This window comes from Vibrio sp. 1CM23M, assembly GCF_023161755.1.
Lineage (GTDB): Bacteria > Pseudomonadota > Gammaproteobacteria > Enterobacterales > Vibrionaceae > Vibrio > Vibrio coralliirubri.
Map to the genome: position 1 here is coordinate 53875 of NZ_JALNTR010000004.1, position 25616 is coordinate 79490.

The window sequence follows — 25616 nt, forward strand, 5'->3', positions numbered from 1 at the left end:
ATTCCTTATGTTCACTATGGAAAAACGCTGGTAAACAAAATTTACCAGCGTTTTGATTTTTATTTAACAGTTTAAGCTGAAAACTCTAGCTTAGAAACCGTATTCAAGACCGATACGAGTTACGATATCTGTGTCTTCAACACCATCTTTATAGAAAGTACGACCCGCTACACGTAGGTAAGGTACGAAACCGTTATGAACAGCCATTAACTGACCAGAAATAGTGCTGCTATCTGAGCCAGCTTCTTTTTGACCATTCAATTCAGACTCTAAGTTGGCTGCGTAACCCAATTTGAAACCAATTGGACCATTCCAGTATTGACCAATAACAGAGTAAGAATCTTGTGTTTGCTTACGGATACCGTTGTCTAGCTCTTCACCTTTAAACGCTGCCGCGATACCAAAGCCTGCTGGTAGACTAGCTTCGAAGCCAACGATGTAAGCGAATGTGTCGTCATCATAACCAGCTACAGTATCAGTTTTATAGATGTCACCAGGGTTATGGAGAACATTACCAGCGCTGTCTTTAATTTCTTCCTGAGCAGTAACGTACTCACCACCAGAAGCAGCAACTACGCGGGTACCAGATTCAACACCAGCCATAAACGTGATTTTTTCGAAGCTGTACTTAGCGCTTGCGCCAACGAAGTTCGCATCACGTGTCGCTGCACCGCCACCGTTGTCGTTATCATCACGACCAACAGAAGCTGCAAAAGAGAAACCACCAAATTTAGCTGAATCGTAACGTACTTGGTTAGATTGACGATCGTAGTGACCGTTGATGCCGCCCCAATCGAATACAGAACCTAAACCAGGGTTAGAATATGGCCAATCGACGATTTCGTATAGTGGCGTAAGAACACGACCCACACGTAGGTTACCCCAAGAGCCAGAAGCACCAACGAAAGTATCACGGAAACCTAGAACACCACCTGAAACACCGCCATGAGACCAGTCTGTGCTATCTACGTAGCCAGATTCGATTTGCATTGTGATTAATACATCATCAAACATATCTTTATGAGCACGGAAGCCGATACGAGATTCATTCTCTACAGCGTAACCTGAGCTGTCGTCTCTGTTGTCAGTAGTGTTGTAGTTAACTACAGAGATAGCTGCAACACCGTAGACGTCAACGTTAAAGTCAGAGTTGATACCAACTTCTTTCGCCATTACGCCTGTCGATAAAAGTGCAACGGATGCACCTAGTAGAGTACGTTTGAAAAATTTGTTTTCCATGGAATAAAACTCCTAAAAATGGATATAGCTGTTTGAATATTTCCCGCCTAAAGTTGGCCGCCGTAGAGAGAAATACCTTTTCTTGTTTGAGAACCCTAAACTCTGAATTCTCTATTTCCTTTCTGGTTATGCACATCGTGTGCATCCATGGCATTAAGACTAACTTCGCCCTCAAAAAGATCAATGAGAACTTAATTTTCATCTAAAAAAATATGAGTTGGTGCAAATTTAGTAGGTACTTAGTGATCCAGATCGACAAATTGCAAAGCTCACAACCAAAAATAATAAAAGCAATATATATCAACTACTTATTATGGTGTAATTCTTATAAACATAGAAGTGACTCGCATTTTTGATACAACTATAACGGTATTTCACTAATGTTGAGCAGCATCACTGTCCTGATTTTAGAGTTCGTATAGGAACAAAATTCTCAACAATTAAAAAGCCCTCATTTTTATATCAGAAACAAAAAAGGCACTCCCTTGTCAGGAGTGCCTTTGAGCTTTTTTTACCTGTATTTACTTACGAAATAAGGGCTATTAGATCTTCTTCTGTTCTTATTTCGATACCTAAATCTTGTGCTTTAGTTAATTTAGAACCCGCAGCTTCACCGGCAAACAAGATGTCCGTTTTCTTCGATACACTACCCGTCACTTTCGCACCTAATGCTTGTAACGCCGCTTTGGCTTCACTTCGACCCAGTTGAGAAAGTGACCCTGTTAACACAACTACCTTACCTTCTAGTGGTAGCTCTTGGTCATCCGCAGCTTCTTCGATGACAGGCCAGTTAACGCCAAGTTCTATCAGCTGATCGACTACCGCTCTGTTTTTCTCTTGCGAAAAGAAGCTTGTGATATGGCTAGCGACGATGTCACCAATATCGGACACTTCAACTAATTGTTCATGCGTTGCGGCTTGAACCAACTCCAGCGTCTTGAAGTGTTGAGCTAAGTTCATCGCAGTTGCTTCACCCACTTCGCGAATACCTAGCGAATAAAGGAAACGTGCCAGTGTTGTGTCTTTGGCTTTATTAAGCGCACTCACTACATTTTGCGCCGATTTAGGCCCCATACGATCAAGAACTGTGATCACGCCCGCGCTGAGCTTAAACAAGTCAGCAGGCGTTTCTACCATTTCACGGTCTACAAGCTGCTCTATCACCTTTACACCAAGACCATCAACATCCAATGCCTTTCTTGATACAAAGTGCTTAAGCGCTTCTTTACGCTGCGCCTGACATACTAAACCGCCTGTACAACGCGCTACAGCCTCGCCTTCAACGCGTTCTACTGCAGAGTTACATACAGGGCAAGCATCAGGGAAAACAATGTCTCTAGCCGTTTCAGGGCGACGATCTTGTACAACAGCCACAATTTGCGGAATAACGTCACCTGCACGGCGAATAATAACGCTGTCGCCTACCTTCACGCCTAAACGCGCAATCTCATCGGCATTGTGAAGGGTGGCATTACTAACCGTCACGCCGCCTACGAAGATAGGTTCTAGTTTAGCAACCGGCGTAATAGCGCCAGTACGGCCCACCTGAAACTCAACATCATTGAGCAGGGTAATCTCTTCTTGAGCTGGGAACTTATAAGCAATTGCCCAACGTGGTGCTCGTGCAACAAAGCCAAGCACTTCTTGAGCCGCGATATCGTCGACTTTGATAACAACGCCATCAATCTCGTAAGCCAACGCATCACGACGAGTCATAATGTCTTGGTAATAGGCTTTCACGTCTTCAAGAGAGCTTAGTTGCTTGGTCTCAGGACACATAGGTAAGCCCCAACCTTTAAGCTGTAAAAAGCGTTGGTAGTGACTATTTGATAGCTCAGCGCCTTGTACAACACCGACACTGTATGCGTAAAAAGCTAGCGGACGTTTCGCAGTAATACGAGAATCAAGCTGACGCAGGCTACCTGCAGCGGCATTACGTGGGTTAACAAAGACTTTCTCGCCTTTCTTCAACGCCATCTCATTCAACTTATCGAAACCCGCTTTGGGCATAAACACTTCGCCACGAACTTCAATACGCTGCGGCCAGCCTTCACCTTGTAACTTAAGTGGGATAGAGCTGATCGTACGCACGTTTTCAGTGATGTTTTCACCCGTCGCACCGTCACCACGTGTCGCAGCCTGAACTAAAGTACCATTCACATAGAGCAAGCTAACTGCAAGGCCATCAAGCTTAGGTTCACAACAGAAAGTCTTGAGGTTTGCGGTTGGCGCTCTATCAGACATTCGCTTATTGAACGCACCCAAATCTTCATCAGAGAAAGCATTGTCCAGAGAAAGCATTGGGATCTCATGAGTCACTTGGGTGAAACCATCGAGAGGCTGACCACCAACGCGTTGGCTCGGAGAATCTACCGTCACTAGCTCAGGGTTCTCTTCTTCGATCTTTAGCAATTGCTGCATTAATCGATCGTACTCGACATCAGGGATCTCAGGGCTATCTTCTACGTAATAACGAACGGCGTGATAATGCAGAGTTTCTCTTAACTGCTCTAAGGTAACTTGAATCGATTCTTTCATATCATTCTCTGTCGTGATTGAAATATCAAAAAGGGCTCCCTTAGGAGCCCTTTTCTATAAATATAGATTATTTACAAGGCTAAACAATACGGCTAGGCATTCGATGCCGTCATAAAGTCTCTGATTTGCTTGCGGTAGTCAGATAAACGGTTTGGTGTCATTAAGTTGCGTGACTCATCCAACACGTTTCCACCCATATCGTCGGCAATTTTCTGCGCCGCACTCAGCATCACATTGAAGTTTTGATCAGCTTGACCATAACAAGGCAACGTCATAAAGAACGAAATGCCTTTAGTCGTGAAGTCAGCAGGATCGTCGTGTTCTAGTGTTCCTGGCTGCATCATGTTTGCTACGCTGAAAATAACCTTTGGTGCGTCTGTAGATTGTGCAAAGCAGTGGTAGATAGACATCTCACCATAAGTTAGACCGTTGTTTTCCATGCTGCGGAAAAGCTCAGTGCCCACGAATGGGAGCTCTCCAGCACAGTGAACATTAAGAACGATCACTTCTAAACCAAGTTCTTCATCTGGTTTTGCTTCTTCAACAGGCGCGCTTTGTGGAGTCACGACTTCTTTCGCAACAACTGGCTCTCGTTGAGTAAGCGTTTCGTTTGGAACGAGTGGCTCATCAACTGTCTCAGAAGGTTCTTCAAACGAACCGTACTGCTCTTTAAAGCCTGCATGGTTTTCTTTTTGCTCGTCAGTCAACTCAAAGCTTGGAACTTCAGGTTCAACGACCTTCTCTTCCTCAATCACTTCAGGTTCACTTTCAACCTTAATTGGGTCTTCTACGCTGAAAGAAGGAAGATCATTTAATTCGATGTCATCTTCGTAAGCTTCTTTCGCTTGTGGCGCTGTTAGCGGATCTGAGTCGATCAGCGGATCAGTCTCAGAGGGTGAAATAGCAAAATCCGGCTCTTTACGTTCTTTTCGGATTATCTCAAAATCATCTTCTGGGGCGAATGAACGGTTTGGAATAGTTTCTGCTTCATCTAAGCTGTCATTATCAAGCTTACCGAGCGGCTTATCTCCAAACTTTGCTTTCCCTTCTTTTTTACTCGTCCATAGACCATGGAACAATAATGCGGCGATAGCTAATGCGCCAACAATAATGAGTACAAATCGCAATTCCTGCATTTTTCGCTCTCAGCTTTCTTAGTCAACTAGCTATAAACACGCTGTCACTAAGTTGGGTTAATTTGGCTAATCTCACTACTCTATCAAAAGTAGCCACTGTTTTAGAACAACTTAATACAATTAGTTCCTTACATGGTGTGATTTTCACCACGCTTTTTTTCTTAATTTCGGTCGAGTACACTAGACATGTTTGCTATTTAACCAAATTCACATGTGACCTAATTTAAATATGACTATTGAATCTGTTCCCCGCTCCGGCTTTGGCTATTTTATTTTCGGAATAAAAATCGCTTTATCACCGAGCATTCGTAAGTTTGTACTAATGCCACTTATCGCGAACGTGTTACTCGTTGGTGGTGCCTTGTTTTATATCTTCTCCAACCTAAACACTTGGATTGAAGGTTGGATTGGTGCATTGCCAAACTTCTTGTCGTGGTTGTCATACATTTTATGGCCATTACTTGTGTTAACCGTCTTGGCCACATTCTCGTATTTCTTTAGTACGCTCGCTAACTTCATTGCCGCACCATTCAACGGTTTACTCGCGGAAAAAGTTGAAGAGTTGTTGAGTGGTAAAAAAGTTAATGACGATGGTTTACTTGATGTTCTCAAAGATACCCCACGTATATTAGCGAGAGAATGGCGCAAGCTTGTCTACATTCTGCCAAAAGCGATCGGTTTATTCCTACTTTTGTTAATTCCAGCACTAGGGCAAACCGTTGCACCGTTTTTATGGTTCATCTTCACAGCATGGATGTTAGCGATTCAATATGCTGACTACCCGTTCGATAACCATAAAATCAAGTTTGATGACATGAGAAACAATTTGAAACAAAAACAAGGCAAGAGCTACAGCTTTGGTGCGCTTGTTTCTGTGTTCACCACAATTCCAATTCTAAACCTGATCGTAATGCCCGTTGCCGTTTGCGGCGCGACGGCAATGTGGGTTGCTGAGTTTAAAGACCAAGCTCTGCGCTCTCGTCTATAACCCTGCCTATACTTCCTAGCTTCGCCTATCTTTTTGAAGTTCTGATTTCAATAAAGATAGGCGTGAATTCTGCTACATATCTATATGATATAACTTTTTAATCCTTTTACCTTTTTTTCAACTTGTTTAATCTAAATTCAAGCTGAATAAACATCGTAAGACACTAGACGGTAAAGTGATTGATATACTACGTTTAGTTCTGTCATTAAATGAAGGAATATCGCATGAGCAAGATCTACGAAGACAACACCCTAACGATTGGTAACACACCTCTAGTCCGCCTTAACAAAGTAAGCAAAGGTAACGTCCTAGCTAAGATCGAAGCTCGTAACCCAAGCTTCAGTGTTAAGTGTCGTATCGGTTCAAACATGATCTGGGAAGCAGAAAAAGCAGGTACGCTTAAGCCAGGTATCGAGCTAGTTGAGCCTACCAGTGGTAACACAGGTGTTGCACTTGCATTCGTAGCAGCAGCACGCGGTTACAAACTAACGCTCACTATGCCTGAATCAATGAGCCTAGAACGTCGTAAGTTGCTTAAAGCGCTTGGCGCAAACCTAGTGCTAACTGAAGCACCAAAAGGTATGAATGGCGCGATTGCTAAAGCAGAAGAGATTGTTGCTTCAGACCCAGACAAGTACCTACTACTACAACAGTTCAACAACCCAGCCAACCCACAGATTCACGAGCAGACGACTGGTCCTGAAATTTGGGAAGCAACAGACGGCGAAATCGATGTGTTTGTCGCGGGTGTAGGTACAGGCGGTACTATCACAGGTACAAGTCGTTACATTAAAGGTGAAAAAGGCAAAGCGATCACTTCAGTAGCGGTTGAACCCGCAGAGTCTCCAGTGATTGCACAGGCACTTGCAGGCGAAGAAATCAAACCAGCGCCACACAAAATTCAAGGTATCGGCGCAGGTTTCATCCCTGGAAACCTAGATTTAGAGATTATTGACCGTGTTGAATCGGTAACTTCTGAAGAAGCGATCGAGATGGCTCAACGCTTAATGAAAGAAGAAGGTATTCTTGCTGGTATCTCATCTGGCGCGGCAGTAGTAGCAGCGAACAGAATCGCCGAACTACCTGAATTTGCAGGAAAAACTATCGTTACTGTACTGCCAAGTTCTGGTGAACGTTACCTAAGCACAGCCCTATTTGCTGGCATCTTTACGGAAAAAGAGAACCAACAATAATATGTGGTCAAATCAATTTTTCGTCCAAAAAAGCCCCGTTTAGGGGCTTTTTTGTTGATCCCTGCCCCACCTTTGGTAATATCGGGTCTGTTTTATTTTTCGCTTCAAAATAAAAGAAGCAATAAACAAATTCTGAAAGTCATGAGTACTCAACAAAAGACGACCATGGCTGGATAAAAATTTATAACCAGTCTAAGTTCTAACACGAACATGGCGTACTAGCCTCTAGCGCATTTGGGCTAAAGCAGTTAAGCTAATCTGGTTACAAACTTACAAAAAATAAATTAATTGGGGTATATAAAATGTACGAGAAGCAAGTAGAAATCACAGCAGAAAACGGTCTTCACACTCGTCCAGCTGCACAGTTCGTTAAAGAAGCAAAATCTTTCGACGCTGACATCACAGTGACTTCTAACGGCAAAAGCGCTAGCGCGAAAAGCCTGTTCAAACTACAAACTTTAGGCCTAGTAAAAGGTACTAACGTTACTATTTCAGCTGAAGGTCCTCAAGCTCAGCAAGCAGTAGACCACCTAGTTGCTCTTATGGATCAACTACACTAATACGGTCTCCTTCTTTCAAAGCCATTTTGCATAGCAAAGTGGCTTTGTTCGAAATAGATAGGAATAAGCGCGACATTAGTCGACGACTTAAAGTCACACACTCTCCCGTTTACAGTTGAACAACTAAGGTAAGGCTATGATTTCAGGCATCCTAGCATCTCCTGGTATTGCTTTCGGTAAAGCACTACTACTTCAAGAAGATGAAATTGTCCTAAACACTCAATCTATCTCTGACGACCAAGTTGAAGCAGAAGTACAGCGTTTCTTTGACGCTCGTAACAAATCTTCTCAGCAACTTGAAGTTGTTAAGCAAAAAGCACTTGAAACTTTTGGCGAAGAAAAAGAAGCAATCTTTGAAGGCCACATCATGCTGCTTGAAGATGAAGAGCTAGAAGAAGAGATTTTAGCACTCATCAAGAAAGACAAAATGCACGCAGACAACGCGATCCACACTGTGATCGAAGAGCAAGCTGTTGCACTAGAGTCTCTTGATGATGAGTACCTAAAAGAACGTGCAACTGATATCCGTGATATCGGTACTCGTTTCGTTAAAAATGCTCTAGGCATCAACATTGTATCTCTAGCAGATATCAATGAAGAAGTTATCCTAGTTGCTTACGACCTAACGCCATCTGAAACTGCACAAATCAACCTAGACTACGTTCTTGGTTTCGCTTGTGACATCGGCGGTCGTACATCTCATACTTCAATCATGGCACGTTCTCTTGAGCTTCCAGCTATCGTTGGTACTAACGATATCACTAAGCAAGTTAAGAACGGCGACATGCTTGTGCTAGACGCGATGAGCAACAAGATCATCATCAACCCTTCAGATGCTGAATTAGCAGAAGCGAAGAAAATCAAAGAAGATTTCGAAGCAGAAGCGGTTGAACTAGCAAAACTAAAAGATTTACATGCTGAAACTCTAGACGGTCACCGTGTAGAAGTTTGTGGCAACATCGGTACAGTAAAAGACTGTGACGGTATCCTGCGTAACGGCGGTGAAGGCGTTGGTCTGTACCGTACTGAGTTCCTATTTATGGACCGTGACGCGCTTCCTACTGAAGAAGAGCAATACGTTGCTTACAAAGAAGTAGCTGAAGCAATGGAAGGCGAGTCAGTGATTATCCGTACTATGGATATCGGTGGCGATAAAGACCTACCATACATGGACCTTCCACAAGAGATGAACCCTTTCCTAGGCTGGCGTGCAGTACGTATCAGCTTGGATCGTCGTGAAATCCTACGTGACCAACTACGTGGTATCCTACGCGCATCTGCACACGGTAAACTACGTATCATGTTCCCAATGATCATTTCTGTTGAAGAGATCCGTGAACTGAAAAAAGCAATCGAAGAGTACAAAGTTGAACTTCGCGCTGAAGGCCTAGCTTTCGATGAAGAAATCGAAATCGGCGTAATGGTTGAGACTCCAGCAGCAGCTGCAATCGCACACCACCTAGCGAAAGAAGTATCTTTCTTCTCTATCGGTACTAACGACCTAACGCAATACACTCTTGCGGTAGACCGTGGTAACGAAATGATTTCTCACCTATACAACCCACTATCTCCTGCTGTTCTTACAGTAATCAAGCAAGTGATCGACGCATCACACGCTGAAGGTAAGTGGACTGGTATGTGTGGTGAGCTTGCTGGTGATGAACGTGCAACGCTACTTCTTCTTGGTATGGGTCTAGATGAGTTCTCTATGAGCGGCATCTCTATCCCTAAAGTGAAGAAAGTAATCCGTAACTCTAACTTCGCTGAAGTTAAAGCTATGGCTGACGAAGCACTATCTCTACCTACAGCTGCAGAAATTGAAGCTTGCGTAGAAAAATTCATCGCTGAGAAAACTCAGTAATCGCCAAATGCTTAATAAAGTTAGACGGCTAAAAATAGTCGTCTAATTTGTTAGATTGGTATAGTATATTCTACAGAATAAAACTAAACGTTAGGAGCATGACACAATGGGTCTGTTTGACAAACTGAAAAAGCTTGTATCTGATGACAGCGCTGATGCTGGTGCAATCGAAATCATCGCACCTCTTTCTGGTGAAATCGTAAACATCGAAGACGTGCCAGATGTAGTTTTCGCTGAAAAAATCGTTGGTGACGGCATCGCTATCAAACCAGCTGGCGACAAAATGGTAGCTCCAGTTAACGGTACTATCGGTAAGATCTTCGAAACTAACCACGCATTCTCTATCGAGTCTGACGACGGTGTTGAGCTTTTCGTTCACTTCGGTATCGATACTGTTGAGCTTAAAGGCGAAGGCTTCACTCGTGTAGCTGAAGAAGGTCAATCTGTTAAAGCTGGTGACACTATCATCACTTTCGACCTAGCGCTTCTAGAAGAGAAAGCGAAATCTACGCTTACTCCAGTTGTTATCTCTAACATGGACGAAATCAAGGAGCTGAACAAGCTTTCTGGTTCTGTAACTGTTGGCGAAACTCCAGTTCTTAAAGTAACTAAGTAATTTCGATTACTTATATGCTTTAATTAAAACGCTACCTAAGGGTGGCGTTTTTTGTGCCTGTTATATTGCTCGAGTTCCTCAAACAACATTTCTGATTACTACTCCTCACCTTGCTGTAAACAATCCCTCAATAAGCCACAGTAATACCCAATTCTTAATTACCAACATAACCCTACTTTGTTATTAAACCATGTTAAACGCCACCATAAGCGCAGATCCCATGCGTTAGAGCACGCGGTATGACTTTCGACAAGCGCCGGTTCTTTGGTATCTCATTTCGCTCGATTCTGAGATAGCAATCATCATTGATTCCTCATCTATGCTCTAGGTTATCAGCTTTATCTAGCTTATTGTCTGTCGACTACAACAAGAGCCTAACATCTGACTTACTTCTAGACCAAAAGCAGATTCCTGATACCTCGTTCTACTCGGTTCTGGAATGACGTATATATCCTTACTGACCTGTAGAGCACTCGTCATTACCTGCCCCGTCGACAATAGTTTTAAAACACCTTCCTCGTAAAGCTAGATCTCTGATATCTCGTTCTACTCGATTCTGAGATGACGACTAAAGACTTCGATTCAGGTAAACAATGGATCAATACCACCCTATAGCCGTCATTCCCTACAGTGAGGCACGAACGTGATAGGGAATCACGCTTTTACTCCTGATCATCAACTCTACTATTTCCCGAGTCCTTCGCTCACCAAATAACAGGCAATAAAAAACCCAGCCGAAGCTGGGTCTGTTTAGCGCTCATCTCTCACCACGAGCTAATTTGTGGAAGCCTAACGTTAACGCTTATGATCAACAGCGCTTATAGTCAACGTGGCTTTTTAATCGATTAACCTAGTAGGCTAAGTGCCGAGTTCGGCGCTTGCTTCGCTTGAGCAAGAATCGAGCTTGAAGCTTGAGAAAGGATCTGAGACTTAGTCATCTGAGTCGTTTCTTTCGCGAAGTCGGTATCTTTAATACGACTCTTAGACGCGTTAACGTTTTCGTTAATGTTGTCTAAGTTGCTGATAGCGTGATCGAAACGGTTTTGGAAAGCACCTAACTCAGCACGGTGGCTATCTACATACTTAAGTGCCGCATCGATAACAGCTACAGACTCTTGTGCGCCGCCAACTGATGTTACGTCAATAGTATCAACGGTTACGTCTTTACCAGGTTGCATGCCTAGTTCGCCAGCCAAGCTGCCTGAGAATGCTACTTCGCCTTCAACTTTGTTGTTACCAGTAAACATTTGTAGCTTGCCATCTTCAGTTACAGACGCTTTCACAGAGTCTTGTTGACCGTTGATGTACGTTGCTAGCTCTTCGATATCGTCACCCGCTTTTGCGTTGATGTCGATTTCTTGCGCTTGGCCGAAGTTGTCGGTGAACGATAGTTTCAGGTCGTTAGAACCCGCTTGAACGTTCCAGTCTTTATCTTTCGCGTTCTCAGTTTGGTAGCTCTTACCACCCATCTGAGCGTTATCAGAACGCATGTCTTTCAGTTGAAGCATTACCGCTTCACCGTTGTCCGCACCGATTTGGAATGATTTAGTACCGTGAGTACCGTTAAGTAACTTGTTGCCACCAAAAGACGTCGTTTCCGCGATACGGTTCAGTTCGTCGTTCAGTGCTGTTACTTCTTCTTGAATCGCTACACGCTCAGATTTTGAGTTTGAGCCGTTTGAAGATTGTAGAGACAAATCACGCATACGTTGCAGGATGTTAGTCGTCTCGTTCATTGCACCTTCAGCTGTTTGTGCAATTGAGATACCGTCGTTCGCGTTACGTACAGCAACATCAAGACCACGACTTTGAACGTTCAAACGGTTCGAGATTTGTAGGCCCGCAGCGTCATCTTTTGCGCTGTTGATTTTTGAGCCTGAAGCTAGACGCTCCATTGATGTTTGTTGTGCGCTGTTTGCGTTGTTTAGGTAACGTTGCGCTGTCATCGCTGAAACGTTTGTATTTACATTCACTGCCATGGTGACTTCTCCAATTGATTTTCCGGTATAGCGGTTTCCGACGTCTCGGAAAACCAAGTAGTTATCTCTAAGTTACTTTTAATAACGGCGTGACTGGCGAAACCTTTAGGAAAAAAACAACAAAATTAAAGAAATAGCGGTAAAACAGAATAAAGCGTGACTGGTCGTAAAATTATCGAAAAAAGATGAGAAAATCGCTAAAGTTGCCGGGAAGTCTGTCGAGTGAGAAATTGTGTTTTTATTCGCCAAAAAGCACTAGCTAAGCTGAAATGCCTTTATAAGATTCGAGGTAATTCATTAACCTAATAACGTTAAAGCTAGATTCGGCGCTTGCTTGGCTTGAGCGAGTATCGTTGTGCTCACTTGCTGCAGTATTTGTTGCTTGAGCATTTGAGTGGTTTCTTTGGCGTAGTCGGTATCTTTGATTCGACTGTTTGATGTCGCCAAATTCTCGTGAACGTTTTCAAGATTATTAATGGCATGATCAAAGCGGTTTTGCATTGCCCCTAATTCAGAGCGATGGCTATCGACATACTTCATCGCCGTATCCAAAATAGAGACGGCACGCTGAGCACCACCCACATCCGTTACATTAATGTCATCGACTGATTCGTAATAACCCGCCGACATCGAAAGTTCACTTGCTAACGAACCTGAAAAAGAGATCGTGCCCGCGGTATCTTCACCAGACATATAAATCTGAAGCTGTCCGTCATCATTAACAGAAGCCGATACGAGATCCGTTTGACCATTAATGTAAGTCGCTAACTCTTCAATATCATCGCCCGCTTTCGCGTTGATGGTGATTTCTTGTGGCTGACCAAAACGATCAGTAAACGACATCGTCATATCATTCTGGTTTGATTTCACTTCCCATGAATCACTGGCCTTGCCATTAGCAACATAGCTAAAGCCGCCCATGTTGATGTCATCAGTACGCATGCTTTTCAAACCAATCTGCACCGCTTCGCCCGAACTGCCGCCGATTTGAAACGAGGTGTGCCCAAAACTGCCGTTAAGGAGCTTTTTACCCCCAAATGAAGTGGTCTCTGCAATACGATTCAGCTCGTCATTTAAGGCGGTGACTTCTTCTTGAATAGCGATTCGTTCCGATGAACTATTCGAGCCGTTACTCGCTTGTAGAGATAAGTCTCGCATGCGCTGCATGATATTAGTAGTTTCATTCATCGCTCCTTCTGCAGTCTGCATAATGGAGATACCGTCGTTAGCATTTCGAACAGCAACATCAATGCCACTCATCTGTGCTTCTAATCGATTTGAGATCTGTAAGCCAGCCGCATCGTCTTTTGCACTATTAATACGGATCCCTGAAGCTAAGCGCTCCAAAGATTGATTCAGCATGTTATTAGCATTAGAGAGATTTCTCTGAGCCACTAACGCCGAGACATTCGTATTAACAGTTATAGCCATAGACCTTCGCTTACAAAAAGATGAATAAAACTCACGATTGCTCTTATATCGACCAGTTCATATAAAGCTTTAATAAAAAAGGAGCCCTGAGGCTCCCTTTCTTTGCTGCAGATGAGGTGATTTACTTAATCGTTAATGCACTCAACAAGTCAGTTGAAGGTGCAAAGTAGTAAGCGCCAGTCACTGCTTTGGTAAAGCGAAGCAGTTGGTCTGTTTTGCCATCTGTTGCGCCGTACATGCTCTCTAACATCGCATCGAAGTTATGACGAACGTTACAGTAAGCAATGAACAGTAAGCCGTGATCGCCCGTAGCAGTACCGTAAGGTAGGCTGTGGCGAACAATCTTAAGCCCCTTGCCTTCTTCTTTGATATCCACACGGCCAACGTGAGACGCCGCAGGAACATCATCTAACTCAATTGAATCAGGTTTAGTTCGGCCAATCACTTTCTCTTGTGCCGATACATTCAAACGATTCCAAGCTGGCAGGTTGTGCACAAAACGCTGCACCATTACATAACTACCACCAGCGAATTCACCCTCAGGCACAATAGCGACTTCAGCACGTTGTGCATCTTTCGGGTTTTCAGTGCCATCAACAAAGTCTGTCATATCACGAGAATCGAGGAATCGGTAACCGTAGGTTTCATCAACGACTTCAACGTCCGCAGCGACTTCAGATAGTAATTTGCGTAGGATAAAGAAGTGCAGATCATGTCGATTTGAATGACAGTGAATCAGAACATCAGACAATGTGCTCGGTGCAGTGATATCACCTTCACCCAGCGCAGGGAAGTCAATCAAATCAGCGGGCGCTGCTTGCTCGAACTTATCCCAAAAAGCTTTTGAGAACGCAACCGATGCCGTTAAGTTCGCATCAGGTTGAGTTTGGTTTAGTTCGTCGATTAAACTCGGAAGCTTTTGAAGTTCCGCTAAAACATTAGCAGCGTTAGCATTCACTTTCAGTTGAACATAAAGAGCGAAAGGCCCAGCTTCTGGCAAGATAGCGCTTTGAATTTTAGGCTGCTCATTTGAGATGTTAAGCATAGATTAATCCTTTCATTTTTTAGCTTCTAAGTATAATTGGGAATGGGACAAATGTTTTGATGAGAATCAGTCTTCGTGCTCAACCACTTTAAAGCAGTCCCTAGCAGCATGGCTATTGGTCAGGTAAAGCGATAACCATAAAAGCAGCAATAAAGTAATGCCATTGGACCAGCTGAACCATCCATTATCCAAATAGATTAAATAAATTGTATGGGAGCCCTGCGCCAAGATAGCCGTCATGGTGACCCAACGCCCCCAAGACACGACTTTATTGAGGCGTTTTCTATCTGGCGATCTTAGCCCAAATAGCCACATCAGTAGCAAGCTAGGCACACTCAACGCGATCCCGACATAAAACATTTGATGATCTGGATAGATAATTTCGAGTATGTCAGTGCCCGACTCTCGGCTTGCTCCTGCGACAATGAAAACAACCAAAGCTTTCGCCAGAAACAGCCAACCTAACCATAATAGGATTGGGGCTTTTAAAAAGCCGTGCTTATCGTATTGTTCTATGGAGTACCGCACAAATCTCACTTTCAGTTATTTTCAAACTAACACTTTAACGCAAATCATTCATACTTAACTAGCTTTGCGTTATCTTAGTAGCCAATCCGTTTTAATTATCGAACTCAGTATGAAAAAGAAAACTAATACACCGTCTGTTGAATCTCAACAAGAAGCACTGAAGATAGCCAAAGCGACTCAAAAGCCAGCTCAAACCAAAGAACAAACTAAGTTGATTGCTCAAGGTATCGAGAAAGGCATCGCACTGTACAAGAAACAGCAAAAAGAGCGCAGTCGCCAAGCCGACAAAGCAAAAAAGCGAGTACAGAAAGAGAAACAAACTCAACAGACTAATCAAGACCAAGAACAGAATGTCGACACGAGTGTTGCAACAACATCAAATCACGGCAGCAAATTACCGTGGCTACTACTGGTCGTTAGCTGGATAGGCTTCGCAATTTATTTGATGAAATAACAGGGTAATCGTATGAAAAAGGAATTAATCGCTTTCGCTATGAGTGGTGCATTGTTAGGTTGCACGACACCAACATCAATACCTCATAGCGAAGCTGACAAAGTGCAAATGGATTACCACGGTGTGATTAATATCGAGCAATGCGAGTATAAAGGGGAAGTCACTGGCAGCGAAGGCCATTGGTACAGCTACCTGTTTTACCCGAATGACACATTGATTCAAGGCGCCATGAATGAACTCAAGTCGAATACGATTGAGCTCGGCGCAGATACCGTGATATTCACACTTCCCCAAGATTTTTCCACTTCCGTGACTATGCTGGGAACTGTCTATCTGTGTAAGTAAATAGAAACGTAATGAGGTAGCTCACCACTCAAATGAGCGAGATACTCCCTACTATTTCTATTCAAAAAAAAGAAAGCCAGCTTTCGCTGGCTTATGCACTAAATCCAAGGCTTGTTGCTATATCGCCTTTACGCTGGATAACCCATTGACTGTCAAATGGCCCCCAGTCGGATAACTGGTAATAGCCATCATTATGACGTCGCCCATCTTGAACAAACATAAGTTCAATACCGATCCCCGGTAACGCCTTGAGTACATCTTGAATAGTACGACGAGGCCACCCCGTTTTTTCGATGAGTTTAGGCACATTTGGCCTATCAAGGCTTTCCACTAACAATGCTAAATATAGCCGCCTTGCAAAAACAGGACTCAACTCCATTGACACCTCCTATATATGTGCAGCTCAATTATTTCTTTTTTCGCTGACAACATGTTGAGGCTGATCAATAAGTCTCCAATAGTGACATTTTCTTACGCTTTTTTTTCACTCTATGAAATATTCATCACTCTATTTTGTCTGAGTTGCTGCTTCCTGATAGGATTCAACTCATAACAATGAAATAAAATCACTCAAAGGAAGAATAATGACTATCACCATGTTTGGTATCCCAAATTGCGACACCATTAAAAAAGCAAAGAAATGGCTCGAAGCTGAAGGTATCGAGTTCGAATTTCACGATTATCGCAAACAAGGCATCACAGAAGAGCTAGTAACAAGCTTCTGCTCTGAGCTAGGTTGGGAGCTTGTGCTAAACAAACGTGGTACGACTTATCGCCAACTTTCTCAAGAACAGAAAGACACCCTAACAGAAGAAAAAGCGGTGACTTTGCTTGTTGAACAACCTGCCATGATCAAGCGCCCAATCTTAAAAGTTGAAGGTAAGCTTCACATCGGATTTAAAGCCGACCAATACGCGGCTATTTTTGCTTAGATCGTTGTATTTACATAGACAGACAACTGGACGTTGATCATTGAATCAGCTTCTAAAAATTAATGACTAGACGTTTTATTTAAACAAGGAATTCAAGGATGACAGATAGCCCAACTTTGGCTCTGGCAAAAGACCTAATCAGCCGCCAATCGGTAACACCAGAAGATGCAGGCTGCCAAGACCTGATGATTGAACGCTTAAAAGCACTCGGTTTTGAAATCGAAGTGATGGTATTTGAAGATACTACCAACTTCTGGGCTCGTCGTGGTACTGAAGCGCCTCTGTTTGCTTTTGCTGGTCACACTGATGTGGTACCTGCAGGCCCAATCGAACAGTGGAACACTAAGCCATTCGAACCGACTATCGTAGACGGTTTCCTACATGGCCGTGGCGCTGCTGATATGAAAGGCTCTCTGGCTTCAATGATTGTTGCCGTCGAGCAGTTCATTGCCAAACACCCAGACCACACAGGCTCAATCGGTTTCTTGATCACTTCAGATGAAGAAGGCCCTTTCATCAACGGTACAGTACGTGTTGTTGAAGCATTAATGGCACGTGGTGAAAACATCGATATGTGTATCGTTGGTGAACCATCGAGCACTGAGTTCGTGGGTGATGTCGTTAAGAACGGCCGTCGTGGCTCTATCACTGGTGACCTAACGATTAAAGGTACACAAGGTCACGTTGCCTACCCTCACCTTGCGAATAACCCGGTACACAGCTCTCTGCTTGCAATCAACGAGTTGGCAACGACTGAGTGGGACAAAGGTAATGATTACTTCCCACCAACCAGTTTCCAAATCCCAAATGTAAGCGCAGGAACGGGGGCTTCAAATGTGATTCCTGGTGAGTTTAATGTTCAGTTTAACCTGCGTTTTAGCACAGAGTTAAGCAACGACATCATCGTTGAGCGAATCACAACGACGCTCGATAAGTACGACTTCGAATACGATCTGAAATGGACCTTCAATGGCGACCCGTTCTTAACAGACGCTGGTTCATTGCTTGATGCTATTGTCGATGCTGTCGGTCATGTAAATGATGTTAAGCCTGCGCTGCTTACCACAGGTGGTACATCTGACGGACGCTTTATTGCTCGAATGAAAGGACAAGTGGTAGAACTAGGCCCTGTGAATGCGACCATTCACAAGGTTAACGAATGCGTGACAGTGGCGGATTTAGAGAAGCTAACTGACATGTACGAAAGAACATTAGTGAACCTGTTCGCTAAATAGTCTTTCATCAACGATTCATAGCATCTAATTATTGTGAGACACGTTATGACACCAGAGCAGCTAACCGGACAATCAGATTCTCATCTAGAACCTAGCCTCATTGGCAGCAAAACCTTCTTGGTTCACAGTGAGGTCAAAGATGACCTAAACAATTTGATTGAAGCTGCTCAACTTGCTGGTTTCAAAATGGAGATTGCCAGTGGCTTTCGCGACTACGCAAGGCAATCTCTGATTTGGAACCGTAAGTTTTCTGGTGAAGCGCCAATATTAGATTCAGATAGCCAACCCCTTGATGCTTCAACACTCAGTGAACATCAGAAATTGTCGGCAATCCTGAGGTGGTCTGCCCTTCCCGGAGCGAGCCGTCATCATTGGGGTTGTGACTTTGATGTCTTTGCTCGAAACGACTTACCTGAAGGTACACAGCTGCAATTAGAGCCATGGGAATACCTTACTGGCCACCAGCAAGCGTTTTACCAATGGTTATCTGTTCACGCTTCGCAATTTGGGTTCTTTTTCCCTTATAGCGAAGACCTCGGCGGTGTGGCGGTCGAACCATGGCATATCAGCCATCGCAAAGTATCGGAGTCGTGTTTATCACAGTTATCTCCGACTTTACTTGGCAAGCAACTCCAATCTAAGCCAATATTAGGGTATGAGATTATTATGGAGCAGCTAGACGAGATCTATGCACGCTTCGTAGCGAATATCAGTCATTAGGAGCGCTTATGTTGGAGTGGCTTACAAACCCTTGGGTTATCATCATCATCGTGGTTAGCGTTGTGGTGGGCAACATCGCAGCGCTCAAACAGACCGCCAATATGGATCTGACGGGACGTGGTAAAACTGAGCGAGACTTAGATAAGCTCAATCGCTTGGATAAACTTAACCAAGAGAAAGCTGAAAAAGAAGAATCCAAAGACAATAAAGACGCATAGTTTTTTTCTTTGGCTAATCAGCTTGATTGACTAATATAGCCTGATGACAACGAATACAAAAAAAGAGGACACAGTGTGTCCTCTTTTTTATTTGCTTGAGCTAATCACAAGGCTGATTTAACTCAGCTCTGTGACGGCTTAAGTGCAACTACTCAGCTTTCGCTTCTTTGTCATCTTTGGTTTGGTCAGCAATATGCGCCAGTACCGGAACCATTGATTTAAGCAGCTCTTCTTCTACTGGCTTACCTGATGCATCCGTTACGTTGATTGACGTACGGTTGCCAAGATCACCAAATAGGAAGTTGTAAGTGCCTGGCGCTAAGTCGATAGGCTGTAGGCCAATTTCTTCCCAGAACTCATCATCTGGTGCTGCGTACTTCGCCTTCACCGTACCCTGAGATTGATTGCGTTCTTCAAGCTCAAAGCCCATTTCAGGCAACAAGTTAGGCAGACGCTGCCAGAATACATTGTATGGCGTACGAGCAATAATCACAGGGAAACCACTACGGTCAGCACCCATTGAAATTGGAATGCGCTTCACCAACTCTTGCGCTTTCAGCGCCGCTTCAGCACGAAGGTTTTCATCGTACTTAGCCATAACTAGGTTGGTCAGGAACGCGTTGTAACGCTCTTTATTGGTTGCCGTTACTGGTTTCTCTTCAGTACCTTCACGCCAATCAATCAGATTAATCTTGAAGCCATGACGGTTGTTTGCTTGGAAACGAGAGATAGAGTAGCGGCTGCCAATCTCTACGTCTTCATCTTCAGAAACCCAAGTTACCCAATCGGTCTCAATCTCATTCTCTGATTGCTCACGAATACCAATGCCACGCTGAGCCAGCATATCTACAGCCGTTTGCCACACGCGGTCAGCCTCTTCAGCACGAAGAAGCCATAGTGTCACTTCACCGTTTTGACGCTCAGCACGAGCACCCGGGATCAGTTCAAGAACCTGTTGCGGTGGACGAATATCCACTTCACGACCTGTACCACCACTGAATTCACCGCTTGGGATGTCAAAATTTGGGTAGAACTGAGGCTGAGCATCTTCAGGCAACTGCCATTGTGAAAACTCAGGTGTTTCTAAGTATTCGAAATCATCTTTGGCTTGGCGACGTTGAGTCGGGCTGCCAGAACATGCTGTAAGAACGAAAACAGCCAGTGACCCAATCACTAGCTGGTGAGAATACTTCATTTATACTCCTAAATGCCGAAGGTTCGCTTCGGCATCACTTCATACGTTTTAGTAAATGCACGCTTCAGTCATTGCTTGAGCAACAACAGGTTGAGCTGGCTCTGACAGTTCAGTCAGCGGTAGACGTAAGCCACCTTCAGCAATCAGACCCATTTTATGAACCGCCCATTTTACGGGAATAGGGTTAGACTCAACGAACAAATTCTTATGTAGAGGCATCAAACGCTCATTGATCGCTTCTGCTTCTTCAAACTTACCTTCTTTCGCTAGCTTGAACATGGTTGCCATATCAGCGGCTGCAACATTATTCGTTACAGAAATCACGCCATCGCCACCACGCTTAACAAATTCTAGACCTGTTAAGTCATCACCACTTAGTAAGATAAAGTCTTCGCCACAAAGTTCACGGTGAATTGCAATTCTGTCGAGATCACCCGTCGCATCTTTAAGTGCAACGATGTTTTCGATCTCAGCAAGGCGAGCAACCGTTTCTGGAAGCAAGTCTACCGCAGTACGACCTGGAACATTGTATAGGATTTGTGGAACGTCACTGACTTCAGCAATCGCTTTGTAGTGTTGGTACAAACCTTCTTGAGTCGGTTTGTTGTAGTAAGGCGTTACACTCAGGCAACCAGCAATACCAGAACCATTCAACAAACGGCTGAATAGAACAGATTCGTGAGTTGCATTTGCACCTGTACCAGCGATAACGGGAATACGACCATCAGCAAATTCAACGATCTTATTGACGACTTTGACATGCTCTTCAATAGTGAGTGTTGAAGACTCACCTGTTGTGCCAACCGCAACCAGACCATCACTACCTGCAGCAATATGGTGCTCAACTAACTTTTTAAGGCTGTCGAAATCCACTTCACCATCTGTATTAAATGGCGTAACTAGCGCAACGATACTTCCTGAAAACATGTCTATCTCCCTTAATTTATTCTTTTTGCATGTTACTGTAAGCCAATCAATAAACACAAGACATTAAAGTGGCTTACCGGCAACATCTGCATTAAATATTGTCGTATGTTTGAGGTAAAACGACTTCTAACGGCGTTCTACCTAAAATTTGGGTAACCTGCACTCAATCTAGCGGATAGCACATCACTGGATGTCAGTAACAAGTAAGCTGTGCTCTCATCGCTCTATCTCATTTTTTAACGCGCTCGATATTCTTATCATTGGTTGCATGTTCGAAGCAAGGTCGCTCATAAAAAGCCCCGCCCGCACGCTTATTCCACGAGCTAACTGTGCTAACATGCGTGAATCAATGGAATATAAAGAGACGTGATTTTATGACTCAACATCTAGTAATCACAGCTGTGGGCACTGATCGCCCAGGTGTATGCAACCAAGTGGTTCATTTAGTCACCCAATCAGGCTGTAACATTATTGATAGCCGTATCGCCCTGTTTGGCGAAGAATTTACGCTTATCATGCTGCTGTCTGGAAAGGCAAACAACATTACCCGCGTTGAAACCACCTTGCCCTTGCTTGGACAAGAGCACGACTTGATTACGATTATGAAGCGAACCTCAACTCATGATGTTATTGAGAACTCTTACACAGTAGAGGTGTTCGTTGAGTCAGACGATAAAATCGGACTTACTGAGCAGTTTACCCAGTTCTTCGCAGACCGAAACATCGGCCTCGATTCGTTAAGTGCACGAACCATCAATAAGTCTAAGGTTCAACTCGATAACGACCAATTCCATATCTCTATTACCGCTTCTGTGCAATCAGAATGTAACTTGATGCAGCTACAAGAAGAATTCGATTCGCTGTGTCAGAGCCTATCAGTCCAAGGCTCGCTCAACTTTATCAAAAACAGTCTTTAAAAAGGAAATGTCATGAATACGCTAACGGCTGGTGTTCCAGCACCTGCTTTTTCTCTTCCAGATCAAGATGGCAATATCGTATCTCTTGGTGACTTCAAAGGTAAAAAAGTACTTTTCTATTTTTACCCAAAAGCAATGACTCCAGGTTGTATTGTGCAAGCGGAAGGCCTGCGTGATATCAAAGCACAGCTTGATGAACTAAACGTGGTTGTTCTAGGTGTGAGTGTTGACCCAGTAAAACGTCTACCAAACTTCGTTGAGAAGAAATCTCTAAACTTCACCCTGCTATCTGATGAAGACCACAGCGTTGCTGAACAGTTTGGTGTTTGGGGCGAGAAGAAATTCATGGGTAAAGTATACGATGGTCTGCACCGTATTAGCTTCCTAATTGATGAAGAAGGCCAGATTGAACACGTCTTCAACAAGTTCAAGACTAAGACTCACCACGAAGTGGTTCTAGATTACTTCAATCAAGAAGCTTAAGGGCTATTTGAGTGAGTTAATGACTTAGATTCACCACTCTCTAAGGCAATAGCAACACTCATTAAGCTAAGAGCAAAAAGGCCGAACATCATGGATGTTCGGCCTTTTTCTATAACAAGATCAATTACTTTTGATGTTCGGGGTCATCGTCTAATGCGTGACTCGGTAAGGCATTCCAAACCGCCTTAACTAACGTTGCCAACGGGATAGCAAAGAACACGCCCCAGAATCCCCACAGTCCACCAAACACTAACACGGCAACAATAATAGCCACTGGGTGCAGGTTCACCGCTTCAGAGAAAAGAACCGGAACGAGCACGTTGCCATCTAGCGCTTGGATAATACCGTAAGCGAGAAGCAGCCAGTAAAACTGAGGCTCTAATCCCCATTGGAACAAACCAACGATCGCCACCGGAACAGTCACAGCTGCCGCACCGATATAAGGAATTAGTACCGAGAAACCAACCGCGACAGCCAACAAGACTGAATAGCGCAGATCCAGAATCGCGAAGGTTACGTAGCTGACACCACCAACGATTAAAATCTCTAAGACTTTACCGCGAATATAGTTCGAGATTTGCTGGTTCATCTCTTCCCATACTTTGGTCGCTAAACGACGATTTCGAGGAAGTACACCGCTCGCCATTCTGATCATCTCTTCTTTGTCTTTTAACAAGAAGAAGATAAGCAGTGGTACAAGAATCAAGTAAACCGCCAAGGTCGCTAAGCTCACAAGAGAAGCAAGAGAGCCTTTGACAACACTTTCACCAAAACCTAACGCTTTATTCTTGGCGTTAGACATAATGGACTCAACGATCTGCAGGTTGGCTAATTCTGGATAGCGTTCAGGTATCGTTGCAATGAAGTTTTGTAAACTGCCATACATGCTTGGGATGTCATTGATTAGGTTACCTACTTGTTCCCAAATGGTTGGTACCAAGCCAAAGATCGCAAGTAGCATCACGCTAAAGAACATCATGATCACCAACATCACCGAGGGCGTTCTTGGAACACCGAGTCTTTGAAGTTGGGTAACAGGCCACTCAAGCAAATAAGCCAACACAATCGCAACCAAGAGTGGTGCAATTAGGTGACCAAAGAAGTAGATCGTAATAAAGCCGAAGAGAATGATGGCAACCAAACTGACAGCATGGGGATCAGAGAAACGTCGTTTATACCAACGATTGACCATTTCAAGCATCTGACTGCGATTCCTTTTTAGTGACGAGGAGATGATGGTAATTAGAGCAAACCTCAGTGATGACGTCATAGGTTTGCTTAGACAAAAAAGTAACAATATCTTTCATTGAGCTGTTATCAGAAACATAAATTGACAATGATTGCCCTACTTCTAACTTTACACTGTGACGCTTGGCTAATAATAGCGCCATTGGACAGCGCTCTTGGCGTAAATCTAGAATATTAGGTGTCATTCTTGAGCTCGATGCTTATTATAAGGGTCGTATTGTAATCTGTTTTTGAAAACGCGCCATCATTCATTCATCTTCCTTCATGATAGCGCACGCACTTGGCAAAGGTTAAATCAGATAAAGAACCAATTTGCATTGCACTTGTCTTACTGTCAGAAGAAACGGAGTATTACTGACTAATATGTTTAAACGCGCTCGCTCAATTGCTTGCTTATGCATCGCAGCTACATTAAGCACCCCAACTATGGCGAATACCAATAGTTTGGAGCTACCAGATATCGGTACCGCTGCTGGCGGCACACTCACTATCGACCAAGAGCTTATCTATGGTGATGCCTACATGCGCATCATCAGAAGCAGCCAGCCTATCGTAAACGACCCAGTTCTAAACCTGTATATTGATACGCTTGGCCATCGTCTAGTCGCGAACGCAAATGATGTAAAGACACCTTTCCAGTTCTTTATGATCCGTGACCGCAACATCAACGCCTTTGCTTTCTTTGGTGGTTACGTTGCTTTGCACTCAGGTCTATTCCTGCATGCACAATCTGAAAGTGAATTGGCTTCAGTATTAGCGCACGAAATCGCGCACGTAACCCAACGTCACTTAGCACGTAGTATGGAAGATCAAGCGCGCCGTTCTCCAGCAACCATTGCAGCCCTTGCGGCCTCTGTATTGCTCGCGATTGCTGCCCCTGAAGCCGGCATTGCAGCCCTAACGGCAACGACTGCGGGTAATATGCAAAGCCAAATCAACTACACACGTAGTAATGAAAAAGAAGCCGACCGCTTTGGTATCAACACGCTAGCAAAAGCTGGGTTTGATGTGAATGCGATGCCACGTTTCTTTGGCCGTTTAGCTGATGAATACCGCTATGCGAGCACACCACCGCCCATGCTACTGACTCACCCATTACCAGAAGACCGAATTACCGATTCACGTGCTCGTGCTCGTAGTTACCCGCCACTGAAACTGGCTCCGTCTCTGGACTACCACCTAGCAAGAGCTCGCATTGTTGCTCGCTATGCTGGTATTAATAATGATGCTGCTCTTGATTGGTTTGAGCGTCAGCTAAAGAAAGCCCCTAAAGCTTTGGTTCCGTCACTAGAATATGGCCAAGCACTAGTTTACCTAGATTCCAAAAAATTAGACAAAGCAGAGCCCATCCTGAACAAGCTGATTAACAGCGACCCAACCAACCTGTTTTATCTAGATGCTATTTCTGATCTGCACATCGAGAAGAAACAACCTGAGGTTGCAATTAAAGAACTTAAATCGGCACTGGTTCGTCAACCAAACAACCCGGTTCTGACCATTAACTACGCCAATGCACTGATTGAAAATGAAGATCTACAGGAAGCCGTTCGCGTATTGCAACGTTACACCCACGATAATCCGAACGACACCAATGGCTGGCACTTACTTTCTAAAGTAAATACGAGCCTTGGTAATAGCGACGAAGAACTGGCTGCTCGTGCAGAAATTTTGGCTCTGCAAGCCAACTGGAACAAAGCGATTCAGTACTACACGCAAGCAAGCCAAATCGCAGAATTAGGAAGCCTAAAACAAGCACGCTACGACGCTCGAATTGATCAGCTGATGATTCAACGAGAACGCTTCTTATCGCTACAATAGTATGTTTACT

Annotated in this window: 26 protein-coding genes; 14 read left to right on the forward strand and 12 right to left on the reverse strand. The window is 44.0% G+C overall.

The features are described from left to right. Window positions 1-90 precede the first annotated feature (90 nt). From MSG35_RS14480 to zipA, 3 genes are all read right to left on the reverse strand, one after another. Window positions 91-1239 (reverse strand): porin, encoded by a 1149-nt coding sequence (locus MSG35_RS14480; protein WP_248384395.1) that lies wholly within the window; start codon window positions 1237-1239, stop codon window positions 91-93. 525 nt (window positions 1240-1764) lie between these two features. Next, window positions 1765-3777, reverse strand: coding sequence for an NAD-dependent DNA ligase LigA (gene ligA, locus MSG35_RS14485; protein WP_248384397.1), 2013 nt, complete (start codon window positions 3775-3777; stop codon window positions 1765-1767). Window positions 3778-3869: 92 nt separating this feature from the next. Further along, window positions 3870-4913 (reverse strand): cell division protein ZipA, encoded by a 1044-nt coding sequence (zipA, locus tag MSG35_RS14490; protein WP_248384399.1) that lies wholly within the window; start codon window positions 4911-4913, stop codon window positions 3870-3872. A gap of 229 nt (window positions 4914-5142) precedes the next feature. Between zipA and cysZ the strand changes: the two genes are divergently transcribed. From cysZ to crr, 5 genes are all read left to right on the forward strand, one after another. Further along, a complete protein-coding gene (cysZ, locus tag MSG35_RS14495; protein ID WP_248384401.1) occupies window positions 5143-5901 on the forward strand; it encodes a sulfate transporter CysZ in 759 nt (252 codons plus the stop codon). A 224-nt stretch (window positions 5902-6125) separates the two neighbouring features. After that, window positions 6126-7094: a cysteine synthase A gene (cysK, locus tag MSG35_RS14500; RefSeq protein ID WP_017061934.1), complete on the forward strand. Its 969-nt coding sequence runs from the start codon at window positions 6126-6128 to the stop codon at window positions 7092-7094. A 302-nt stretch (window positions 7095-7396) separates the two neighbouring features. Further along, the gene (locus MSG35_RS14505) at window positions 7397-7654 is read left to right on the forward strand and encodes an HPr family phosphocarrier protein (RefSeq protein WP_004734263.1); all 258 of its coding nucleotides are present in this window, start codon (window positions 7397-7399) and stop codon (window positions 7652-7654) included. Window positions 7655-7790: 136 nt separating this feature from the next. After that, window positions 7791-9515, forward strand: a complete 1725-nt coding sequence (ptsI, locus tag MSG35_RS14510; protein WP_248384402.1) for a phosphoenolpyruvate-protein phosphotransferase PtsI — start codon at window positions 7791-7793, stop codon at window positions 9513-9515. A gap of 106 nt (window positions 9516-9621) precedes the next feature. After that, the gene (crr, locus tag MSG35_RS14515) at window positions 9622-10131 is read left to right on the forward strand and encodes a PTS glucose transporter subunit IIA (RefSeq protein WP_004737851.1); all 510 of its coding nucleotides are present in this window, start codon (window positions 9622-9624) and stop codon (window positions 10129-10131) included. 845 nt (window positions 10132-10976) lie between these two features. Here crr and MSG35_RS14520 read toward each other — a convergent pair. The 4 genes from MSG35_RS14520 to MSG35_RS14535 all read right to left on the reverse strand — a co-directional run bounded on the left by MSG35_RS14520 (window position 10977) and on the right by MSG35_RS14535 (window position 15114). Then, window positions 10977-12110: a flagellin gene (locus tag MSG35_RS14520; protein WP_010436625.1), complete on the reverse strand. Its 1134-nt coding sequence runs from the start codon at window positions 12108-12110 to the stop codon at window positions 10977-10979. A gap of 297 nt (window positions 12111-12407) precedes the next feature. Beyond that, entirely contained in the window at window positions 12408-13541 is a 1134-nt protein-coding gene (locus MSG35_RS14525; protein ID WP_248384404.1) for a flagellin, read from the reverse strand. 121 nt (window positions 13542-13662) lie between these two features. After that, complete coding sequence (locus MSG35_RS14530; protein ID WP_248384406.1) at window positions 13663-14586, reverse strand: Dyp-type peroxidase; 924 nt, start codon at window positions 14584-14586, stop codon at window positions 13663-13665. Window positions 14587-14652: 66 nt separating this feature from the next. Beyond that, the gene (locus tag MSG35_RS14535) at window positions 14653-15114 is read right to left on the reverse strand and encodes a DUF2919 domain-containing protein (protein WP_248384408.1); all 462 of its coding nucleotides are present in this window, start codon (window positions 15112-15114) and stop codon (window positions 14653-14655) included. Between the two features lie 109 nt (window positions 15115-15223). Here MSG35_RS14535 and MSG35_RS14540 point away from each other — a divergent pair, with 109 nt between their 5' ends. Both MSG35_RS14540 and MSG35_RS14545 read left to right on the forward strand, forming a co-directional pair. Beyond that, window positions 15224-15568, forward strand: coding sequence for a DUF2956 domain-containing protein (locus MSG35_RS14540; protein ID WP_248384410.1), 345 nt, complete (start codon window positions 15224-15226; stop codon window positions 15566-15568). A 12-nt stretch (window positions 15569-15580) separates the two neighbouring features. Further along, window positions 15581-15913, forward strand: a complete 333-nt coding sequence (locus MSG35_RS14545) for a DUF4156 domain-containing protein (RefSeq protein ID WP_248384412.1) — start codon at window positions 15581-15583, stop codon at window positions 15911-15913. Window positions 15914-16004: 91 nt separating this feature from the next. Here MSG35_RS14545 and MSG35_RS14550 read toward each other — a convergent pair whose 3' ends face one another. Then, a complete protein-coding gene (locus tag MSG35_RS14550; RefSeq protein WP_004734273.1) occupies window positions 16005-16292 on the reverse strand; it encodes a helix-turn-helix domain-containing protein in 288 nt (95 codons plus the stop codon). Between the two features lie 205 nt (window positions 16293-16497). On the opposite strand from MSG35_RS14550, the gene MSG35_RS14555 reads away from it, so the two are divergent. From MSG35_RS14555 to MSG35_RS14570, 4 genes are all read left to right on the forward strand, one after another. Beyond that, on the forward strand, window positions 16498-16845 hold the full coding sequence (locus MSG35_RS14555; RefSeq protein WP_017060699.1) for an ArsC family reductase: 348 nt from the start codon (window positions 16498-16500) through the stop codon (window positions 16843-16845). A gap of 98 nt (window positions 16846-16943) precedes the next feature. Beyond that, window positions 16944-18080, forward strand: coding sequence for a succinyl-diaminopimelate desuccinylase (gene dapE / locus MSG35_RS14560; RefSeq protein WP_248384413.1), 1137 nt, complete (start codon window positions 16944-16946; stop codon window positions 18078-18080). Between the two features lie 45 nt (window positions 18081-18125). Further along, window positions 18126-18800, forward strand: coding sequence for a M15 family metallopeptidase (locus MSG35_RS14565; RefSeq protein ID WP_086970665.1), 675 nt, complete (start codon window positions 18126-18128; stop codon window positions 18798-18800). Window positions 18801-18808: 8 nt separating this feature from the next. Next, window positions 18809-19018, forward strand: a complete 210-nt coding sequence (locus MSG35_RS14570; protein ID WP_019821638.1) for a DUF2897 family protein — start codon at window positions 18809-18811, stop codon at window positions 19016-19018. A gap of 148 nt (window positions 19019-19166) precedes the next feature. On the opposite strand, the gene bamC is transcribed toward MSG35_RS14570, so the two are convergent. Next, complete coding sequence (bamC, locus tag MSG35_RS14575) at window positions 19167-20213, reverse strand: outer membrane protein assembly factor BamC (RefSeq protein WP_248337043.1); 1047 nt, start codon at window positions 20211-20213, stop codon at window positions 19167-19169. A 48-nt stretch (window positions 20214-20261) separates the two neighbouring features. Further along, window positions 20262-21140, reverse strand: coding sequence for a 4-hydroxy-tetrahydrodipicolinate synthase (dapA, locus tag MSG35_RS14580; RefSeq protein ID WP_017060704.1), 879 nt, complete (start codon window positions 21138-21140; stop codon window positions 20262-20264). Between the two features lie 374 nt (window positions 21141-21514). On the opposite strand from dapA, the gene MSG35_RS14585 reads away from it, so the two are divergent. Next, window positions 21515-22057 (forward strand): glycine cleavage system protein R, encoded by a 543-nt coding sequence (locus MSG35_RS14585; protein WP_017060705.1) that lies wholly within the window; start codon window positions 21515-21517, stop codon window positions 22055-22057. A gap of 12 nt (window positions 22058-22069) precedes the next feature. Then, the gene (gene bcp / locus MSG35_RS14590; RefSeq protein ID WP_050649614.1) at window positions 22070-22540 is read left to right on the forward strand and encodes a thioredoxin-dependent thiol peroxidase; all 471 of its coding nucleotides are present in this window, start codon (window positions 22070-22072) and stop codon (window positions 22538-22540) included. 124 nt (window positions 22541-22664) lie between these two features. Here bcp and MSG35_RS14595 read toward each other — a convergent pair whose 3' ends face one another. Both MSG35_RS14595 and MSG35_RS14600 read right to left on the reverse strand, forming a co-directional pair. Then, window positions 22665-23741, reverse strand: coding sequence for an AI-2E family transporter (locus MSG35_RS14595; protein ID WP_019821634.1), 1077 nt, complete (start codon window positions 23739-23741; stop codon window positions 22665-22667). Continuing rightward, window positions 23734-23973 carry a sulfurtransferase TusA family protein gene (locus MSG35_RS14600; protein ID WP_248384415.1) on the reverse strand — a complete coding sequence of 80 codons (240 nt, stop codon included), beginning with the start codon at window positions 23971-23973 and terminating at the stop codon, window positions 23734-23736. Before MSG35_RS14600 ends, MSG35_RS14595 begins: the two co-directional genes overlap by 8 nt. A gap of 178 nt (window positions 23974-24151) precedes the next feature. Here MSG35_RS14600 and MSG35_RS14605 point away from each other — a divergent pair, with 178 nt between their 5' ends. Further along, window positions 24152-25606: a M48 family metallopeptidase gene (locus MSG35_RS14605; protein WP_050644964.1), complete on the forward strand. Its 1455-nt coding sequence runs from the start codon at window positions 24152-24154 to the stop codon at window positions 25604-25606. Window positions 25607-25616: the final 10 nt, after the last annotated feature.

What these genes read in the sequence shown, in the direction of transcription:
- MSG35_RS14595 (WP_019821634.1), bottom strand. Translation starts at nt 23,741, where the DNA reads ATGCTTGAAATGGTCAATCGTTGGTATAAACGACGTTTCTCTGATCCC.
- crr (WP_004737851.1), top strand. Translation starts at nt 9,622, where the DNA reads ATGGGTCTGTTTGACAAACTGAAAAAGCTTGTATCTGATGACAGCGCT.
- cysZ (WP_248384401.1), top strand. Translation starts at nt 5,143, where the DNA reads ATGACTATTGAATCTGTTCCCCGCTCCGGCTTTGGCTATTTTATTTTC.
- dapE (WP_248384413.1), top strand. Translation starts at nt 16,944, where the DNA reads ATGACAGATAGCCCAACTTTGGCTCTGGCAAAAGACCTAATCAGCCGC.
- MSG35_RS14570 (WP_019821638.1), top strand. Translation starts at nt 18,809, where the DNA reads ATGTTGGAGTGGCTTACAAACCCTTGGGTTATCATCATCATCGTGGTT.
- MSG35_RS14480 (WP_248384395.1), bottom strand. Translation starts at nt 1,239, where the DNA reads ATGGAAAACAAATTTTTCAAACGTACTCTACTAGGTGCATCCGTTGCA.
- MSG35_RS14555 (WP_017060699.1), top strand. Translation starts at nt 16,498, where the DNA reads ATGACTATCACCATGTTTGGTATCCCAAATTGCGACACCATTAAAAAA.
- MSG35_RS14520 (WP_010436625.1), bottom strand. Translation starts at nt 12,110, where the DNA reads ATGGCAGTGAATGTAAATACAAACGTTTCAGCGATGACAGCGCAACGT.
- ligA (WP_248384397.1), bottom strand. Translation starts at nt 3,777, where the DNA reads ATGAAAGAATCGATTCAAGTTACCTTAGAGCAGTTAAGAGAAACTCTG.
- MSG35_RS14565 (WP_086970665.1), top strand. Translation starts at nt 18,126, where the DNA reads ATGACACCAGAGCAGCTAACCGGACAATCAGATTCTCATCTAGAACCT.
- cysK (WP_017061934.1), top strand. Translation starts at nt 6,126, where the DNA reads ATGAGCAAGATCTACGAAGACAACACCCTAACGATTGGTAACACACCT.
- MSG35_RS14540 (WP_248384410.1), top strand. Translation starts at nt 15,224, where the DNA reads ATGAAAAAGAAAACTAATACACCGTCTGTTGAATCTCAACAAGAAGCA.
- ptsI (WP_248384402.1), top strand. Translation starts at nt 7,791, where the DNA reads ATGATTTCAGGCATCCTAGCATCTCCTGGTATTGCTTTCGGTAAAGCA.
- MSG35_RS14530 (WP_248384406.1), bottom strand. Translation starts at nt 14,586, where the DNA reads ATGCTTAACATCTCAAATGAGCAGCCTAAAATTCAAAGCGCTATCTTG.
- dapA (WP_017060704.1), bottom strand. Translation starts at nt 21,140, where the DNA reads ATGTTTTCAGGAAGTATCGTTGCGCTAGTTACGCCATTTAATACAGAT.
- bcp (WP_050649614.1), top strand. Translation starts at nt 22,070, where the DNA reads ATGAATACGCTAACGGCTGGTGTTCCAGCACCTGCTTTTTCTCTTCCA.
- MSG35_RS14550 (WP_004734273.1), bottom strand. Translation starts at nt 16,292, where the DNA reads ATGGAGTTGAGTCCTGTTTTTGCAAGGCGGCTATATTTAGCATTGTTA.
- bamC (WP_248337043.1), bottom strand. Translation starts at nt 20,213, where the DNA reads ATGAAGTATTCTCACCAGCTAGTGATTGGGTCACTGGCTGTTTTCGTT.
- MSG35_RS14605 (WP_050644964.1), top strand. Translation starts at nt 24,152, where the DNA reads ATGTTTAAACGCGCTCGCTCAATTGCTTGCTTATGCATCGCAGCTACA.
- MSG35_RS14525 (WP_248384404.1), bottom strand. Translation starts at nt 13,541, where the DNA reads ATGGCTATAACTGTTAATACGAATGTCTCGGCGTTAGTGGCTCAGAGA.
- MSG35_RS14585 (WP_017060705.1), top strand. Translation starts at nt 21,515, where the DNA reads ATGACTCAACATCTAGTAATCACAGCTGTGGGCACTGATCGCCCAGGT.
- MSG35_RS14505 (WP_004734263.1), top strand. Translation starts at nt 7,397, where the DNA reads ATGTACGAGAAGCAAGTAGAAATCACAGCAGAAAACGGTCTTCACACT.
- MSG35_RS14545 (WP_248384412.1), top strand. Translation starts at nt 15,581, where the DNA reads ATGAAAAAGGAATTAATCGCTTTCGCTATGAGTGGTGCATTGTTAGGT.
- zipA (WP_248384399.1), bottom strand. Translation starts at nt 4,913, where the DNA reads ATGCAGGAATTGCGATTTGTACTCATTATTGTTGGCGCATTAGCTATC.
- MSG35_RS14600 (WP_248384415.1), bottom strand. Translation starts at nt 23,973, where the DNA reads ATGACACCTAATATTCTAGATTTACGCCAAGAGCGCTGTCCAATGGCG.